The following is a 16,521-nucleotide window of genomic DNA, read 5'->3' on the forward strand; positions in this document are numbered from 1 at the left end:
TTCGCGCGTTCGCAGCACTGGACCCGGCCGCTCGCGGATGCGATCGCATCGTCGGCCGGCGGACCTCACGGCGTGTGGTCGGCATCCGGTGACGGGCGCCGACCCGCGACACCGCATCCCGATGAGGCCGGCCGCGTCGCAGGCGGGCCTCGGGCCGGCGGTCGCGTCCTCCCGGTCGGCAGAACACGGGCCGAACCCATGCCGCCCTACGGCACGTTGCGCGAACGGTTGTCTTCGGCACCGCCGCTTCACGACCCGGCAGCGGCCGCAGCCCGGCTCGCGGACGTGGAGCACGCCTTCGCCGGCCTGCTCACGCCGCCCGTGCACGCGCTCCTGCTCGGGCTCGCCGACCATTCGCCCTTCCTCTGGCGGCTGGTCACGCAGGCGCCCGATCGTTTCCGCACCCTCCTCGAACAGGCGCCCGAGGCCGCCGACGCGACGATCACGGCGCGCCAGCGCGCGGCCGGGCGCGCCGGCGGCGGCGACCCCGATCTCGCCGCGCTCGGCCGCCGCCTGCGCAGGAACCGGACGAAGCATGCCCTGCTCGTGGCGCTGGCCGATCTCGGCGGCCTCTGGGACTTGGCGACCGTCACGAAGGCGCTGTCGCGGTTCGCCGACGCCTCCGTCCTGGCCGCGACCGACGCGCTGCTCCTGAAGGCGGTGGCCGCGGGCAGGTTCCTGCCGCCGGAACCGGATGCGCCGCAGACGCGCTCGGGCCTCGTCGTCCTCGGGCTCGGCAAGCTCGGGGCTCACGAGCTCAACTATTCCAGCGACATCGACCTCGTGGTGTTCTTCGACGCGGCCGTCGCGCCGCTCGCGGCGGGAACGGAGGCGACGCCGTTCTTTACCAGGATCGCCCAAGGGATCGCCAAGCTCCTGGAGGAACGCACCGGCGACGGCTACGTCCACCGGGTCGATTATCGCCTGCGGCCCGATCCCGGATCGACGGCGGTGGCGCTCTCGACCGACTTCGCCTTCGACTACTATCAGTCGCTCGGGCAGAACTGGGAACGCGCGGCCTTCATCAAGGCGCGGCCCGTCGCGGGCGACCTCGCCGCGGGCGAACGCTTCCTCGCCGAGCTCCGGCCGTTCGTCTGGCGCAGATACTTCGATTTCGCGTCGATCGCCGACATCCATGCGATGAAGCGCCAGATCCACGTCGTGCGCGGGCACGAGGCGATCGCGGTCGGCGGCCACGACATCAAGCTCGGGCGCGGCGGCATCCGCGAGATCGAGTTCTTCGTGCAGACGCAGCAGCTCGTCTTCGGCGGGCGGCAGCCGGAGCTGCGCGGCCCGGGGACGGTGGCGATGCTCGGCGCGCTCGCCGACGCGGGCTGGATCGACGGGCGCGCCCGCGACGAGCTCGGCGCGGCCTACGCGTTCCTGCGCACGGTCGAGCACCGCCTCCAGATGGTGCGCGACGCGCAGACGCAGCGCCTGCCGCCGGCCGGCGACGCGCTGGCCGCCTTCGCGCGCTTCGCCGGCTACCCGACGCGGGCGGCGTTCGAGGCGGCGCTGCGCCATCATGCCGGCCGCGTCCAGGCGCATGACGTCCTGCTGTTCGAGACGGCGCCGAGCCTGTCGGCCGAGGTCGGCGACCTCGTCTTCACCGGCGCCGAGGCCGATCCGGCCACCCTCGCGACGCTGGCGCGCCTCGGGTTCCGCGATCCCGGGCGCGCCGTCGAGACCGTGCGGGGCTGGCACTTCGGACGCCGGCCGGCCGTGCGCGACGCCCGCGCGCGCGCGGTGCTGACGAACCTCCTCCCGGGCCTCCTCCGGGCGCTGGGCGGGACCGCGGAGCCGGATGCCGCACTGAACACCCTCGACAGCGCCTTCGCGCGCATGCCGGCGGCGGCCGAACTGCTCACGATCCTGCGCTCGCGCGAGCGCCTGCTCGCGCTCTTCTGCGACATCCTCGGCACCGCGCCGCGGCTCGCCGCCGCCGTCGCGGTCGGCCCGCACGTCCTCGATGCCGTGCTCGACGCCGACTTCGTCGCGGCGGCGACGGAGGCGGGCGCGATCGGCGGCCAGTACCGGGCGCTGGTCGGCGACCCGCCCTGCCACGAGACGTTCCTCGACCGCAGCCGCGACGCGGCGCGCCGGATGCGCTTCATCACGGGCGCACGGCTGCTCTCGGGGCTCATATCCCCGGAGCAGGCCGGCACGGCCTACGCGGCGATCGCCGATGCCGCCGTCGCCACGAGTCTGGCCGCGATCGAGCGCGACTTCGCCACCGCGTACGGCACCGTGCCGAAGGGCCGCTGCGCGATCCTCGCCGTCGGGCGCCTCGGCTCGCGTCAGCTCACGGCGGAGTCGGATCTCGACCTCGTGGTCGTCTACGATTTCGATCCCGGGGATCGCACCAGCACCGGTCCGCGCGCCATCGACGCGGTCGTCGCCTACAACCGCCTGGCGCAGCGGCTCTACGCGGCGCTGACCGTTCCGACCCGCCGCGGCGGCCTCTACGCGGTCGACCTGCGCCTGCGTCCGGGCGGCGACCACAGCCCGCCCGCGGTCCAGTTCCGGGGCTTCGTGGCCTACCAGCGCGACGAGGCCGAGATCTGGGAGCACATGGTGCTGACGCGCGCCCGGGTGGTCGCGGGCGATGCGAGCCTGTCGGCCGAACTCTCCGCGGTGATCCGCGAGACGGTCGCGCGGCCGCGCGACGCCGCGGCGGTCTGCCGGAGCGTGCGCGCGATGCGCGCCCTGGTCGCGCGGGACAAGGAGCCTCGTGGACCGCACGACCTCAAACGCGCGCCGGGAGGGCTGCTCGATCTCGACTTCCTCGCCCAGGCCCTCGTCCTCGGCCACGCCCACGCGCATCGCGACCTTGTCGGCCTGACCGCCGACGCGGTGCTGCTGCGGGCGGCCGGTCACGGTCTCCTGTCCGTCGATGCCGCGACACGGCTCGCCGGAGCCTACCGGCTGTTCGACGCGGTGCATCACTGGCAGCGGCTGACCGGGGCGGACGGGGCGGCCGAGCCCGCGCCGGGCGCGGCGACGCGGATGGCGGCGGCGATGGGATCGCCGGGCGCGGGCAGCCTGACCGCGCGGATCGACGCCGGGCGACGGGCGGTCCGCCGGATCATCGCCGGCCTCGCACGCCCGACGCGATGACGGCCGCAGGCCGGTTGCGCGGTCGGCGGCGGGCCGTGGCGGGGAAGCGGGTCGTCGCGCGAAGCGGCGCGCCGGGTGGGCGCCGGGTCCCGGATAGGCTTGCGCCGCGCTGTGTGATAATATCCTTCGGCCATGGCCCGACCCGTTCCTCCGGATCGGAGGTGCGCGGTGGGAGGCCGCCGTGACCGACGAGACTGCGACGGCCGACCTGACGACGCTGGCCACCGCCGCCCCGGGGACAGGCCAGCGCCGGTTCGCCGGGATGGTCTGCCTCGCCTTCGCCGCACTCTCGTTCGCGCTGCTGCCCGTCGTCGCCCGGCCGATGGCGCCGATGCCGGGGTTCGTGCCGAGCTACCAGGCCGCGCTCATCGTGGTCTACGCCTTCACCACCTACCTGTTCTTCGCGCAGTACCGGCGCACCCGCTCGGTCGCCCTGCTCGTCCTGGCGGCCGGCAGCCTCTACACCACCCTGATCGTCGCGGTTCAGCTGCTGACCTTCCCGAACGTGTTCGGCGCGGGCCGCATCCTCGGCGCCGGCCCGGCGACGACGACGTGGCTGTGGACGCTCTGGCACATCGGGCCGCCGCTCTTCGCCCTGCCTTACGCGATCATGGAGGGCGACGGCCGCCCGCGGCACGTCGTCCCCGATCGGGTCCTGCCGGCCGGCGCCGCGACGGCGGTCGCGGTCGTCGCCGTCGTCGCGGCGCTGACGTTCGGGGTCGTCGCCGGCGTCGACTGGCTCCCGGCGAGCGCCGAGGGCGACAGCTACTGGCCGCTCACCACCTCGGGCGTCGGCCCCACCGTGGTCGTCCTCACCCTCGCCGCGCTGGCGACCCTGTGCTGGACGACGCGCCTGCGCAGCGTCCTCCAGCTCTGGCTCGCGGTTTCCCTGTTCCTGCTGCTGCTCGACAACCTCGTCACGCTGCCGGGCGCGGCGCGCGGCACCGTCGGATGGTTCGCCGGCCGGATCGAGGCCCTGTTCGCCGGGATCGTCGTGCTCTGCGTCTACCTGCGCGAGGTCGACCTGCTCTACCGCCAGGCCGAGCGCACCGCCGAGGCGCGCGAGCGCCAACGCGCCGAACTCCAGCTCGCGCGCGACAACCTCGCCATCGCCCTCGACGCCGCCGCCATGGGAGACTGGGAACTCGACCTCGTCGCCGGAACCTCGCGGCGGACCCTGCGCCACGACCGGATCTTCGGTTACGAGGCCGTCCAGCCGCATTGGGATCGGGCCGCGATCCTGGCCCACGTCCTCCCGGAGGATCGCGCGGCGGCCGAGGCCGCCTTCGCGGCCGCCGAGGCCACCGGCCACCTCGACCTGCAATGCCGCATCCGGCGCGCCGGCGACGGGGCGACGCGCTGGGTCGCGATCAAGGGCAAGGCCTACCGCGACGGCGCGGGCCGGGCGACCGGCATGGCCGGGATCGTCATGGACACCACCGAGCGGCACGAGGCGGACGAGCGCCTGAACCAGGCCCAGAAGATGGAGGCGATCGGCCAGCTCACCGGCGGCGTCGCGCACGACTTCAACAACCTGCTCACCATCATCGTCGGCAACCTCGACATGATCGTGCGGCGCCCGGACAACGCCCAGCGGGTCGAGCGCCTCGCGACCTCGGCGATGACCGCAGCCCGCCGCGGCGCCGAGGTGACCGAGAAGCTGCTGTCGTTCTCGCGCCGGCAGGTGCTGCGCCCGGAGACGGTCAACCCGAACCGCCTGCTCAAGGACTTCCGGATGCTGCTCCAGCGCGCGGTCGGCGAGACCATCGCGGTGGATTTCGACCTCGATGCCGGCCTCGACCCGGTCCGCCTCGACCCCGGCCAGTTCGAGAGCGCGATCCTCAACCTCGCCGTCAACGCCCGCGACGCGATGCCGTCCGGCGGCCGGCTCTCGGTCCGGACGGAGAACCTGACCGTGACGCCGGAGCGGGGGACCGCGCTGCCGGACCTCGCGCCGGGAGCCTACGTCCACGTCTCGGTCACCGACACCGGCCTCGGGATGGACGAGGCGACCGCCGCCCACGCCTTCGAGCCGTTCTTCACGACCAAGGACATCGGCAAGGGCACCGGCCTCGGCCTCAGCCAGGTCTACGGCTTCGCCCGCCAGGGCGGCGGCCAGGTCGTGCTGCGGAGCGAAGTCGGGGTCGGCACGACGGTCTCGATCTACCTGCCGCACTCGACGGAAAGCCTCGCGCCGGCCCGCCTCGAAGGCCCGATGCCGCTCCGCCGCGCGACGGAGGGCGAGGTGATCCTCGTGGTCGAGGACGAGCCGGCGGTCCTCGACATGGCGGTCGAGAGCCTGGGCGAGCTCGGCTACCGTACCCTCACCGCGACCCATGCCGCCGCGGCGCTCGACCGCCTCAAGGGGCCGGAGCGCATCGACATCCTGTTCTCCGACATCGTGATGCCGGGCGGGATGAACGGGGTCCAGCTCTCGGTCGAGGCGCGCCGGCTCCGGCCGGGGCTGCGGGTGCTGCTCGCTTCGGGCTACACCGGGTCGGCGCTCGGCGACGAGGGCCTGCCCGCCGACCTGCCGCTCCTGAACAAGCCCTATCGGCGCGAGGATCTCGCCGACAAGCTGCGCGTCGTCATGGGCCGGCGCTGAGCCGCGCGCGCCATCATGCCCGCCGCGACCGCATCCGACGGTCCAAGGCGCGGGCGAGCGCGATCATCGCGAAGAGGCCGACGGCGTTCACGGCGGTCTGAAGCGGCCAGGTCGGGCCGAAGGTGCGATACACGATGCGCCCGATCAGCGCCGCCATGCAGCCGAGGGCGAACACCTCCAGCGAGTGGCGCCCGCACGCCTCCAGCGGCCACAGGCGCGGATGCATCGCCAGGCGATGGATGTGGCCCGAGCTGAACAGCAGGTAGGTCAGCGCGAGGACGTGCACGAGCCGCAGCGGCGCCACGCGCCCCTTGTCCGGGGGCGCCATCGCGAACGGGCTGAGGTCCGGCAGTCCCCAGGCGGCCCACGGCGCGGCCTGCGCGAGCGAGACCGCGAGGTAGATCCAGCAGGCGGCGGCGAGCCAGCCGCGGCGCGGCAGCAGGCCGGTCCCCGCGGTCGTGACGGCGGCGAGCGCCATCCCGATCGCGAACAGGAACTGCCACGCGAACGGGTTGAAGTACCAGCCGTCGTCGGCCGCGGCGTTGGGCAGGTTGAGGCTCGGGTTCAGGTTCGCCAGCACCCAGACCAGGGCCGAGAGGCCGAGCACCGCCCAGGCGTTCCGGCGCATGCCGGCATAGAGGATCGGAAAGGCGGCCAGCAGCACGATGTAGAGCGGCAGGATGTCGAGGTAGTTCGGCAGCGCGTTCAACAGGAGGCCGCGCAGCAGGCCGGACCACAGGCCCATCTGCAGCAGGGGCGCCACGCCGAAGCGCGGGACGAGGCCCGTCAGCTCCATCCACGCGCGCACGATGAACAGGGTGGCGAGCAGGAGGGCTGCCTGGAACGCGTAGATGCGCAGGCAGCGGAGCGCGATGCGCTTCAGGGTCTCCGCGGTGCCGCTGCGCCGGAACAGCCCGCCATAGGCGGCCATCGCGGAGTAGCCGGCAAACAGCACGAAAAGCTCGGCGGCGTCCGAGAAGCCGAGGTTGTGCGGCGTGACGAGGGCCGGCGCGTTGTTGGGGATGTGATCGAGGAAGATGACGAGCAGGGCAAGTCCGCGCAGGACGTCGACGCGCGGGTCGCGCCTGCGCGCGTCGGCCGCGGTCACGGGCGCGGTTCGGGGCGGATCGTCGGCTCCGCTTCCGTCCGGGCGCTGAGGCCCGAGCGGGGCCGGCAGCCGACTCACGGGCGGACCGCCGGCGTCTCGACGGGCAGCGGGGCCGCCCGCTGCGCGAGGTGGAGTTCGAGGGCGGTGTATTCCGGCGCGCCGTAGGCGAAGGGTTCGGCGCGCATCCCGCTCATGCAATTGCGCAGGCGGCGCTGCACCGAGCCGAGGCCCTGCCATTCCAGGCGGTAGAGCGGATAGCCGGTGGCGTGCCCCTGCGGGATCGTCGCGGCCCCCAGCCGCCGTCCCCAGTTGTCGTCGTGGCAGGTCGCGCAGGCGAGACCGAGCTGGCCCATGCGGCCCTCGAAGAGCTGCCGGCCCGCCTGCCGCGCCGGTGCGAGGCGCGGGTCGTCGGGCGGGGCGAGCGGCAGCCCGCGTGATGGCAGGGCGACGAACGCGGTCAGCCCGAGGAGTTCAGCGCCCTCCCGCGGCAGCGCCTCCGCGTCCTGGCGCAGCGTGCGGCACTGGTTGATCCGGCCCTCCAGGTCGATCGGCGCGCGCGTGCGCGCGTCCCAGGCCGGGTAGCGGGCCGCGACGCCGCGCATGCCGGCCTCCGCCTCGCCGTGGCAGCCGGCGCAGGCGGGCTTGCCCGGCGCCGGCGGCCGCGACCACAGCTCGGCCCCGTCCTGGACCCACAGCATGCCGGGGTTGGCGGTGTCATCGCGCTGCATCCGTTGGATCTCGGGGGACAGGCGATCGAAGCCCGACCGCTTCTCCGCGGCGGCGATCCCGCCCGCCCGCGCCGCCGGCACGAGCGACAGCATCGCCAAGAGGGTGGCAGGGAGGGTGGCGGCCCGCATCCGGATGCCCCTCAGGTCACGGTGAGGGCGGCGGTCTCGGTCTGCTCGAAGCCGCCGTCCCCGCGCCACGTGAAGGTCAGCGTGCCGCTCACCGTCGCGAGCGTCGTGAAGGTCAGGTACGGGTTGGCGGCGGTCGCCGGGAACAGCTCGGCCCGGAAGACCTCCGTGCCGTCGTAGCGGCAGACGAACTCGGTGAGGATGTTGCGCGGCAGGATGCGTCCGTCGGGCCCCGGCCGGAACCCGGTCTCCATCGGATGCGCGATCAGGGTCTTGATCTCGACGACCGCGCCGGCCTTGGCGGTCCTGGGCAGGTTGATCAGCGCGCGGGCCAAGGCGTCAGCCCTCCAGGCAGGCGGCGAGCGTCACGATCGCGTCCGCGCTCGCCGACCAGTAGGTGCCGTCGCTCATCTCGGCGATGGCGGTGATGCGCTGCGTGTCGGCGAGCCGGATGCGCGCGGCGACGCGGGCGCGCCCGGCGCGCGGCCCGAGATGCAGGGTGGCGACGTTCGGCTGCGGGTTCTTCGCGTTGAAGATGCCGATGCGGCGGACATGGTCGGCCTCCGTCATCGGGCTCTCCACGGTGACCGTGACCGGCACGGTGTTGCCGTTCTCGACGAGCGGCGGCAGCTCGAGGGCGACCCGGCCCGGGCGGATCTCGGCGTCGCCCGCGAAGCGCCGGATCGCCGCGGCGGTCGTCTCCCGCACCGCGGCCGCGGCGGCGACCGGGCGCAGCGTGAGCGCCAGCGCGGAGGCCCCCGCGCCGGCCAGCACCCGGCGGCGGAGCGCGTCCGGTCGATCCTGGCGCATCATCCCGTCCCTCATGGCTCCGCCCGATCCGTGCCCGCGGCGTCGCGCAGCGTCGTCAGGAAGGCGACGACGTCCTCGATCGCGTCCGGCTCCAGGATCGGCCGGCCCTGCCATGCCGTCCCGACGCGGGCGAGCCCGTCCAGGCTGTAATAGGCCGGCATGATCGTCTCCGGGTCGAGGCGCCGGCCGTCCACGAGGCGCAGGCGAAGCTCGCCGGCGCTGCGGCGCGCGCCGACACCCGAAAGGTCCGGCCCGAGGTTGCCCTGGAAGCGCACCTCGGGGAAGGGCCCGGCATGGCAGAGCAGGCAGAGCCCGCGGGTGCGGTCGCCGACGATCGCCCGGCCGCGCGCCGGATCGCCGGGCGTGCCCGTGAGCGAGGCGGGGATCGCGTCGCCCACCACGACGACGGGCCGCAGCGGCTCGGGCGATCCCGTCGCCCCGGCCGCCGTCGCGAGCAGCGTCACGCCGCAGGCGGCCCGGCCCAGCACCGATCTCATCCGAACACCTCGGCGGTGATCGTCCGGTACCAGTCCTCGGCGTAGGCCGCCTCCTGCGCGCGCACCGCATCCGGCGCGTCGAGCGGGCTGGTGCCGCCCGCACCCTCGACATCGGCGAGGATGCCGGCGACCGGATGGAATACGCCCGCGACCGAGATCGCGTTGCCCGGCGCGACGAGGCTGTAGCAGGTGTTGATGAGCTTCGGTTCCTCGGGCGCGCGGCCGGCGAGCAGGTCCGCGACGGCGCGCGCGCAGACCTTCGCCTGGGCGTTGGCCGAGAACGCCGATTTCGGCATCGCGCCGGCGATCGCCGCGTCGCCGATCACGTGGATGCCCGGCACGAGCCGCGACTCGAACGTCACCGGATCGATCGGGCACCAGCCGCTGCGGTCGGCGACGCCGGCGAGCCCCGCGATGCGGCCGGCCCGCTGCGGCGGGATGATGCTCGCCACGTCGGCCTTGTAGGTGGCAAAATCGGTCTGGACCGTCATCGCCGCCGGATCGACCGCCGTGACCTGCCCGCCGGCGGCGAGCGGCACGTATTCGAGCAGACCGGGATAGAGCGCGGCCCAGGCCGCCTGGAACAGGCGCTGCTTGGAGAACGCGTCCTTGGCGTCGAGGACGATCAGCTTGGAGCGGGGTTTGCGCGTCTTGAGGACGTGCGCGATCAGGCTCGCGCGCTCGTAGGGGCCGGGCGGGCAGCGATAGGGGTTGGCGGGAACCGCGATCACCACCGTGCCGCCGTCCGGCATCGCGTCGAGTTGCCGGGCGAGCAGCAGCGTCTGCTCGCCGGCCTTCCACGCATGCGGCATCACCGCGGCGGCGGCCTCGTCGTAGCCCGGCAGCGCGTCGAAGCGCAGGTCGATGCCGGGCGCGAGCACGAGGCGGTCGTAGGCAAGGCCCGATCCGTCCGCGAGCGTCACGCGCCGCCCGGCCGGATCGATGCCGGTCGCCGTCGCCCGCACGAGCGTGATCCCGGCCGCGCCGAGACGATCGTAGCCGAAGCGTTGCGCCGCGATCGGCTGCAGACCGGCGATCACCGCGTTGCTGAACGGGCCGGCGGTGTAGGTCGCGCTGCCCTCGACCAGGGTGACGTCGATTCCGGCTTGTGCCAAAGCCCGTGCCGCCGTCGCACCGCCGAAGCCGCCGCCGACCACCACGACCCTCGGCGCCGTCCCGGCGAGGGTAGGGCGGGCCAGCGCCAGCCCGGCCGCGGCCGCCAGGAAGCCGCGGCGCGTCGCCCGGCGGGTGTTCCCGCAGCACCTCATCGCGCCGTCCGAGCGGCGAACCACGCCGCGATGGCGCGGCTCTCGGGTTCGGAAAACCCCTTCGCGATGCGGGTCATGATCGTGGCGGGCCGCTCGCCGGCGCGATAGGCTGCGAGCAGCGCCGCGATCTCCGCCTCGGGACGCCCGTCGAGCGATCCCATCGCGGCACCGGTGGCGTGGCAGCCGGTGCAGGACGACGCGCCGGGTGGCGCCCGCAGGTCCGAGGCGTGCCCGGCGACCGTGACGAGAACCAGCGCCGCGGCGACCTGCGTTCCCCTCATGCGCGCCGCAGGTCCGTGTTCCTGAGGGGCAACTGGCGCACCCGCTTGCCGGTGGCGGCGAACACGGCGTTGAGGACGGCGGGCGCCGCCACCGCGATCGTCGGCTCGCCGACGCCGCCCCAGAAGTCGCCCGACGGCATCACGATCGTCTCCACCACGGGCATCTCGTCCATGCGCAGGACCGGATAGGTGTCGAAGTTCGTCTGCTCGATGCGGCCGTCCTTCACCGTGCATTCGCCGTGGAGCGCCGCCGAGAGGCCGTAGACGAACGAGCCGCCGATCTGCGCGTCGATCTGCTGCGGGTTCAGCGCGTGGCCCGGGTCGGTCGCGGCGACGATGCGGTGGATCTTCAAGGCGCCGTCGGCGCTCACCGAGACCTCGGCGGCGGCGGCGACGTAGCTGCCGAAGCCCATGATCTGCGCGATGCCGCGATGCACGCCGGCGGGCGGGCTCGTGCCCCAGCCGATCCTGTCGGCCACCGCATCGAGCACCGCCAAATGCTTGGGGTACGAGGCCATCATCTTCCGGCGGAACGCGAGCGGGTCCTGGCCCGCGGCGTGGGCGAGTTCGTCCACGAAGCATTCGAGGTAGAACGCGTTCGGGTTGAGGTTCACGCCGCGCCAGAAGCCCGGGACGATGTGCGGGTTGCGCATGGCGTGGTCGATCAGCACGTTGGGGATGGCGTAGCCGAGGCTCCCCTCCGGACCGCCCGGGTTCAGCCCCTGGAACGTGATGGGATCGCGCCCGTCCACCATCCGCTGCGGCGCGATCGCCGCCAGGATCGACTGCCCCGAGATGCGCATGTGCAGGCCGGTGACGGTGCCGTCCGCATCGAGGCCCGCGCGCATCCGGCACTGCGTGACCGGGTGGTAGCGGCCATGCGTCATGTCCTCCTCGCGGGTCCAGATCAGCTTGACCGGCGTGCCGGGCATCTCCCGCGCGATCAGCACCGCCTGCCGCACCCAGTCGTGGGTGGCGCCGCGGCGGCCGAAGCCGCCGCCGAGATGGATCTTGTAGACCTCGCAGTTCCTGGCCGAGAGGCCGGCGGCCTCGGCGGTCGCGGCGAGCGCGGCCTCGCCGTTCTGCGTCGGCGTCCAGACCTCGCACCGCTCCGGCGTCCACAGCGCCGTCGCGTTCATCGGCTCCATCGTCGCGTGGTTCTGGAACGGCACGCCGTAATCGGCCTCCACCACCGTCGCGGCCCCGGCCAGGGCGGCCGCGACGTCGCCGGCCTTGTTGCCGACATAGGCGTCCTCGGCCTCGAGCCCCGCGCGGAGGATCGCGGCGATGCTCGCGCTGGAGACCTGCGCGTTCGGCCCCTCGTCCCAGACGATCGCGAGCGCATCGAGCGCGGTCTTCGCCCGCCAGAACGTGTCGGCGACGACGGCAACGCCCGTGTCGCCCACCTGCACGACGCGCTTCACGCCCGGCATGCCCGCGACCGCCCTGGCGTCGAAGCTCTTCACCGTGCCGCCGGTGACCGGGCAGTCCCGGATCGCGGCGTTCAGCATCCCCGGCATCGTCAGGTCGAGCCCGTAGACCTGGCTGCCGTCGAGCTTCGGCAGCGTGTCGAGGCGCTTCAGCGGCTTGCCGGCGATCGTCCAGTCGCGCGGGTCCTTCAGCGCCACGTCCTTGGGCGGGGCGATCTTCGCCGCCTCGGCGGCGACCGCACCGTAGGTCGTGGTCCGCCCGGAGGCCGCGTGGGCGATCACGCCCTTCTCGACCCGGCATTCGGCGGCCGGGACGCCCCAGCCCCTGGCGGCCGCCTCGACCAGCATGATCCGGGCGGCGGCGCCGCCCTTGCGGACATAGGCGTGCGACTCGCGGATGCCGCGGCTGCCGCCGGTGCCGAAATCGCCCCAGACGCGCTGGCGCGCGAGGTTCTGGCCCGGCGTCGGGTATTCCGTGGTCACGCGGGACCAGTCGCAGCCGAGTTCTTCCGCCACGAGCTGCGCGAGGCCGGTGAGCGTGCCCTGGCCCATCTCCGAGCGCGCCACGCGGATCACCACGGTCTCGTCGGGATGGATCACCACCCAGGCGTTGACCTCGGGTGCAATGCCGGGGGCGGGCGCCGCCTCGGCGAACGGAACGTGGAAGCCGAGGCTGAACCCGCCGGCGGCGGCTGCCGCGCCGACGAGGAGGCCGCGGCGCGAGGGGCGGGCGGCCGGATGCGTGTCGAGGCTCATCGATCCCTCCCTCAGCCGCGGCCGGACTGGCCGCCCTCGGCGGCGAGCTTGATGCCGGCGAGCACACGGTTGTAGGTGCCGCAGCGGCAGATGTTGGTGATCTCGGAACGGATCTCGCTCTCGCTGGGCTTCGGGTTCTGCGCGAGCAGCGCGGCCGATGCCATGATCATGCCGGGCTGGCAGAAGCCGCATTGCGGCACGTCGAGGGCGGCCCAGGCCTTCTGCACCGGATGCGCGGCGTCCGGCGCCAAGCCTTCGATCGTCACGATCTTCTGGTCGGGCGTCACCGCCGAGAGCGGGATCGAGCAGGACCGCACGGCGGCGCCGTCGAGATGGACCGTGCAGGCTCCGCATTGCGCGATGCCGCAGCCGTACTTCGTGCCCGTGAGGCCGACCTGCTCGCGGATCACCCAGAGGAGCGGGGTGTCGGGCTCGGCATCGACCTCGCGTACCGTGCCGTTGATAGTGAGACGCACCATCACTTCCTCCAACCGCCGGCCCCGGGCCTTCGGACCCGAGCGTATACGTCCCTGCGGGAAAAATCCCGCTCCCGGCCCGCTGCCGCGCCGCGGCATCGACGTCGCTACGGCCGTGCCCGACCGCGTTGATCGGACCCACTCCAAACCGCGGTCCACTTGGCGGCAATTTGGCGGCAATGACGCTCGGGACGCGGCCGTGCCGGGTTCCCGCGCCCGGCCGGCGTCTCGCTTCGGCGGCCGATCCGAAGCCTCATCCGCCCGCGCCGGCGAAGCCTGACGCTCACGCACGATAGTACGTTTCTTCGTCCGATTTCGTCCTGGTATATTGCATGCCTGGAAAATCGATGCATGATGCGCCCACGCGATCGCAGAGTCGCCGCGGGAGAGAACTCGGCATGGAAACTCAGGACGCCCCATCGGCGAAATGGTGGCAGCTCGCCTTTGGCGTGCTGTGCATGGCGATGATCGCCAACCTGCAATACGGCTGGACGCTGTTCGTCGATCCGATCGACGCCGAGCACCATTGGGGCCGTGCCGCGATCCAGCTCGCCTTCACGGTGTTCGTCGCCACCGAGACCTGGCTGGTGCCGGTCGAAGCCTGGTTCGTCGATCGTTACGGGCCGCGCATTGTCGTCGCGTTCGGCGGCGTGATGATCGCGCTGGCCTGGGTGATCAACGCCTATGCCGGTTCTCTGACGCTGCTCTATCTCGGCGCGGTGGTCGGCGGGATCGGGGCGGGCTCCGTCTACGGGACCTGCGTCGGCAATGCGCTGAAGTGGTTCCCGCACCGCAGGGGGCTCGCCGCGGGCGCCACCGCCGCCGGCTTCGGGGCGGGCGCCGCGGTCACCGTGGTGCCGATCGCGAAGATGATCGCGACGAGCGGCTACCAGAGCGCCTTCCTCACCTTCGGCCTGATCCAGGGCGCGGTGGTGGTCCTGCTCTCGGTGTTCCTGCGCAAGCCCGCGGTTGCGGTCCCGGTGCGGCGCAAGCATCTCAACCTGCCCCAGAGCCAGGTCGACCGGACCCCGGGCGAGACCGTGCGGACCCCGGTGTTCTGGGTGATGTACGCAATGTTCGTGATGGTGGCCGCCGGCGGCCTGATGGCTGCGGCCCAGATCGCGCCGATCGCCCACGACTTCAAGGTCGCCGACGTCCCCGTCAGCCTGTTCGGCCTGACGATGGCGACGCTGACCTTCGCGATCTCCCTCGATCGGATCTTCGACGGGTTCGGGCGGCCGTTCTTCGGCTGGGTGTCCGACCAGATCGGGCGCGAGAACACGATGTTCATCGCGTTCTCCACCGCCGCCTTCGCGGTGCTGATGCTGCTCAGCTACGGCACTATCCCGATCGTCTTCGTGCTGGCGACCGCGGTGTATTTCGGCGTGTTCGGCGAGATCTACTCGCTGTTCCCCGCGACCTGCGGCGACACCTTCGGCTCGAAGTTCGCCACAAGCAACGCCGGCCTGCTCTACACCGCCAAGGGCACGGCCGCGTTCCTCGTGCCCTTCGGCAGCCTGGTCGCCGCGGCCTACGGCTGGTATGCCGTCTTCGGCGTGATCGTCGCGCTGAACCTCACCGCGGCGACCCTGGCGATCTTCGTCCTGAAGCCGATGCGGGCGCGCTACCTCGCCCTGGACGCCGCCGCGGTGGCCCCCAAAGGGGAATGGTCCGCATCGTCCGATGCCGGCTTGGGCAGCGCAGGCGATGCGCGCCGCCCCTGAGACAAAACCCCGGCTCCGTCACGCCGGACTCCGGTTCCAGGCCCGATTCGGATCATGGAAACGGCTCTAGCAAGACCGTCGGCGGCCTCGCGCCCCCGAAACCGACCCATCCGTTGCCGGCAGGCTTGCGAAGACCTGCGGCATCGCCACGAATGCCCCGATCGACTTCGACCGTTGCCGCGTGATTGACGGTGGGCCGGACCGGCGGGAACACTCCTTCACCGACCCTTGCCACCGCTTGCCACGCGCGGGTCACGCTTCGGGCCGTCCGAGATCAACACCTCGGACGGCCCCATCACCGAAACTCAGGGAGGCCGAGATGTCCGCACTCGCTCAAGTCATCGATATCGACACCGCCGACGTGAACACGGCCGAGGCCGACACGCAGCCCGCGCTGACGGACGGGTTCCACCTCGTCATCGACGCGCTGAAGCTCAACGACATCCACACGATCTACGGCGTGCCGGGCATCCCGATCACCGATCTCGGCCGGCTCGCCCAGGCCGCGGGCATCCGCGTGATCTCGTTCCGGCACGAGCAGCACGCCGGCAACGCGGCGGCGATCGCCGGCTTCCTCACCCAGAAGCCGGGCATCTGCCTCACGGTGTCGGCCCCGGGCTTCCTCAACGGCCTCACGGCGCTGGCCAACGCCACCACCAACTGCTTCCCGATGATCCTGATCTCGGGCTCCTCCGAGCGCGAGATCGTCGACCTGCAGCAGGGCGATTACGAGGAGATGGACCAGCTCGCCATCGCCAAGCCCCTGTGCAAGGCGGCCTTCCGCGTGCTGCACGCGGCCGACATCGGCATCGGCGTGGCGCGTGCGATCCGCGCCGCCTGCTCGGGCCGGCCCGGCGGCGTCTACCTCGACCTGCCGGCCAAGCTGTTCTCGCAGGTGATGGACGCGCAGGCCGGCGCGGCGTCGCTGGTCAAGGTGATCGACCCGGCGCCCGCCCAGATCCCGGCGCCTTCGGCGATCAAGCGCGCCCTCGACGTGCTGAAGGGCGCCGAGCGCCCGCTGATCATCCTCGGCAAGGGCGCGGCCTACGCGCAGGCCGACGACGCGATCCGCGCGCTCGTGGAGACCAGCGGCATCCCCTACGTGCCGATGAGCATGGCCAAGGGCCTGCTGCCGGACACGCACCCGCTCTCGGCAGGCGCCGCGCGCTCGACGGTGCTGAAGGATTCCGACGTGGTGCTGCTGATCGGCGCCCGCCTCAACTGGCTGCTCTCGCACGGCAAGGGCAAGACCTGGGGCGCGCCGGGCTCGAAGAAGTTCATCCAGATCGATATCGAGCCGAAGGAGATGGATTCCAACGTCGAGATCGTGGCGCCCGTCGTCGGCGACATCGGCTCCTGCGTCGCAGCACTCCTCGACGGCATGAAGGGCGGATGGCAGGCGCCGCCGTCGGCCTGGACCGACACGATCAAGGCGAAGAAGGAGGTCAACATCGCCAAGATGGGCCAGCGCCTCCTGAAGAACTCGACGCCGATGGACTTCCACGGCGCGCTCGGCGTGCTGCGCACGATCATCAAGGAGCGGCCGGACGCGATCCTCGTCAACGAGGGCGCCAACACCCTCGATCTCGCCCGCG

General features: G+C 72.7%; 13 protein-coding genes. 4 read left to right on the top strand and 9 right to left on the bottom strand.

What is annotated here, in order from left to right; translation table 11 throughout:
* Positions 1 to 198: 198 nt before the first annotated feature.
* Positions 199 to 3,117 carry a bifunctional [glutamine synthetase] adenylyltransferase/[glutamine synthetase]-adenylyl-L-tyrosine phosphorylase gene (locus tag ACFE86_RS05945; RefSeq protein WP_375454401.1) on the top strand — a complete coding sequence of 973 codons (2,919 nt, stop codon included), beginning with the start codon at positions 199 to 201 and terminating at the stop codon, positions 3,115 to 3,117.
* A 181-nt stretch (positions 3,118 to 3,298) separates the two neighbouring features.
* Positions 3,299 to 5,722 carry an MASE4 domain-containing protein gene (locus ACFE86_RS05950; RefSeq protein ID WP_375454402.1) on the top strand — a complete coding sequence of 808 codons (2,424 nt, stop codon included), beginning with the start codon at positions 3,299 to 3,301 and terminating at the stop codon, positions 5,720 to 5,722.
* 13 nt (positions 5,723 to 5,735) lie between these two features.
* Here ACFE86_RS05950 and ACFE86_RS05955 read toward each other — a convergent pair whose 3' ends face one another.
* The 9 genes from ACFE86_RS05955 to ACFE86_RS05995 all read right to left on the bottom strand — a co-directional run bounded on the left by ACFE86_RS05955 (position 5,736) and on the right by ACFE86_RS05995 (position 13,205).
* Positions 5,736 to 6,830: an OpgC family protein gene (locus tag ACFE86_RS05955; RefSeq protein ID WP_375454403.1), complete on the bottom strand. Its 1,095-nt coding sequence runs from the start codon at positions 6,828 to 6,830 to the stop codon at positions 5,736 to 5,738.
* A 74-nt stretch (positions 6,831 to 6,904) separates the two neighbouring features.
* Positions 6,905 to 7,687 (bottom strand): sulfur oxidation c-type cytochrome SoxA, encoded by a 783-nt coding sequence (gene soxA / locus ACFE86_RS05960; protein WP_375454404.1) that lies wholly within the window; start codon positions 7,685 to 7,687, stop codon positions 6,905 to 6,907.
* 11 nt (positions 7,688 to 7,698) lie between these two features.
* Positions 7,699 to 8,019: a thiosulfate oxidation carrier complex protein SoxZ gene (locus ACFE86_RS05965; RefSeq protein WP_375454405.1), complete on the bottom strand. Its 321-nt coding sequence runs from the start codon at positions 8,017 to 8,019 to the stop codon at positions 7,699 to 7,701.
* Positions 8,020 to 8,023: 4 nt separating this feature from the next.
* Positions 8,024 to 8,497 (bottom strand): SoxY-related AACIE arm protein, encoded by a 474-nt coding sequence (locus ACFE86_RS05970; RefSeq protein ID WP_375454415.1) that lies wholly within the window; start codon positions 8,495 to 8,497, stop codon positions 8,024 to 8,026.
* An 8-nt stretch (positions 8,498 to 8,505) separates the two neighbouring features.
* Positions 8,506 to 8,991, bottom strand: a complete 486-nt coding sequence (soxX, locus tag ACFE86_RS05975) for a sulfur oxidation c-type cytochrome SoxX (RefSeq protein WP_375454406.1) — start codon at positions 8,989 to 8,991, stop codon at positions 8,506 to 8,508.
* Positions 8,988 to 10,259: an FCSD flavin-binding domain-containing protein gene (locus ACFE86_RS05980; RefSeq protein WP_375454407.1), complete on the bottom strand. Its 1,272-nt coding sequence runs from the start codon at positions 10,257 to 10,259 to the stop codon at positions 8,988 to 8,990. Before ACFE86_RS05980 ends, soxX begins: the two co-directional genes overlap by 4 nt.
* On the bottom strand, positions 10,256 to 10,540 hold the full coding sequence (locus tag ACFE86_RS05985; RefSeq protein WP_375454408.1) for a c-type cytochrome: 285 nt from the start codon (positions 10,538 to 10,540) through the stop codon (positions 10,256 to 10,258). The genes ACFE86_RS05980 and ACFE86_RS05985 overlap by 4 nt, the downstream gene beginning before the upstream one ends.
* The gene (locus ACFE86_RS05990) at positions 10,537 to 12,726 is read right to left on the bottom strand and encodes a molybdopterin cofactor-binding domain-containing protein (RefSeq protein ID WP_375454409.1); all 2,190 of its coding nucleotides are present in this window, start codon (positions 12,724 to 12,726) and stop codon (positions 10,537 to 10,539) included. The genes ACFE86_RS05985 and ACFE86_RS05990 overlap by 4 nt, the downstream gene beginning before the upstream one ends.
* 11 nt (positions 12,727 to 12,737) lie before the next feature.
* The gene (locus ACFE86_RS05995) at positions 12,738 to 13,205 is read right to left on the bottom strand and encodes a (2Fe-2S)-binding protein (RefSeq protein WP_375454410.1); all 468 of its coding nucleotides are present in this window, start codon (positions 13,203 to 13,205) and stop codon (positions 12,738 to 12,740) included.
* Positions 13,206 to 13,600: 395 nt separating this feature from the next.
* On the opposite strand from ACFE86_RS05995, the gene oxlT reads away from it, so the two are divergent.
* Positions 13,601 to 14,926, top strand: coding sequence for an oxalate/formate MFS antiporter (oxlT, locus tag ACFE86_RS06000; RefSeq protein ID WP_375454411.1), 1,326 nt, complete (start codon positions 13,601 to 13,603; stop codon positions 14,924 to 14,926).
* A gap of 319 nt (positions 14,927 to 15,245) precedes the next feature.
* On the top strand, positions 15,246 to 16,521 hold a 1,276-nt coding region (oxc, locus tag ACFE86_RS06005; RefSeq protein WP_375454412.1), incomplete at its 3' end, for an oxalyl-CoA decarboxylase.

This window comes from uncultured Methylobacterium sp. (assembly GCF_964244095.1).
Lineage (GTDB): Bacteria > Pseudomonadota > Alphaproteobacteria > Rhizobiales > Beijerinckiaceae > Methylobacterium.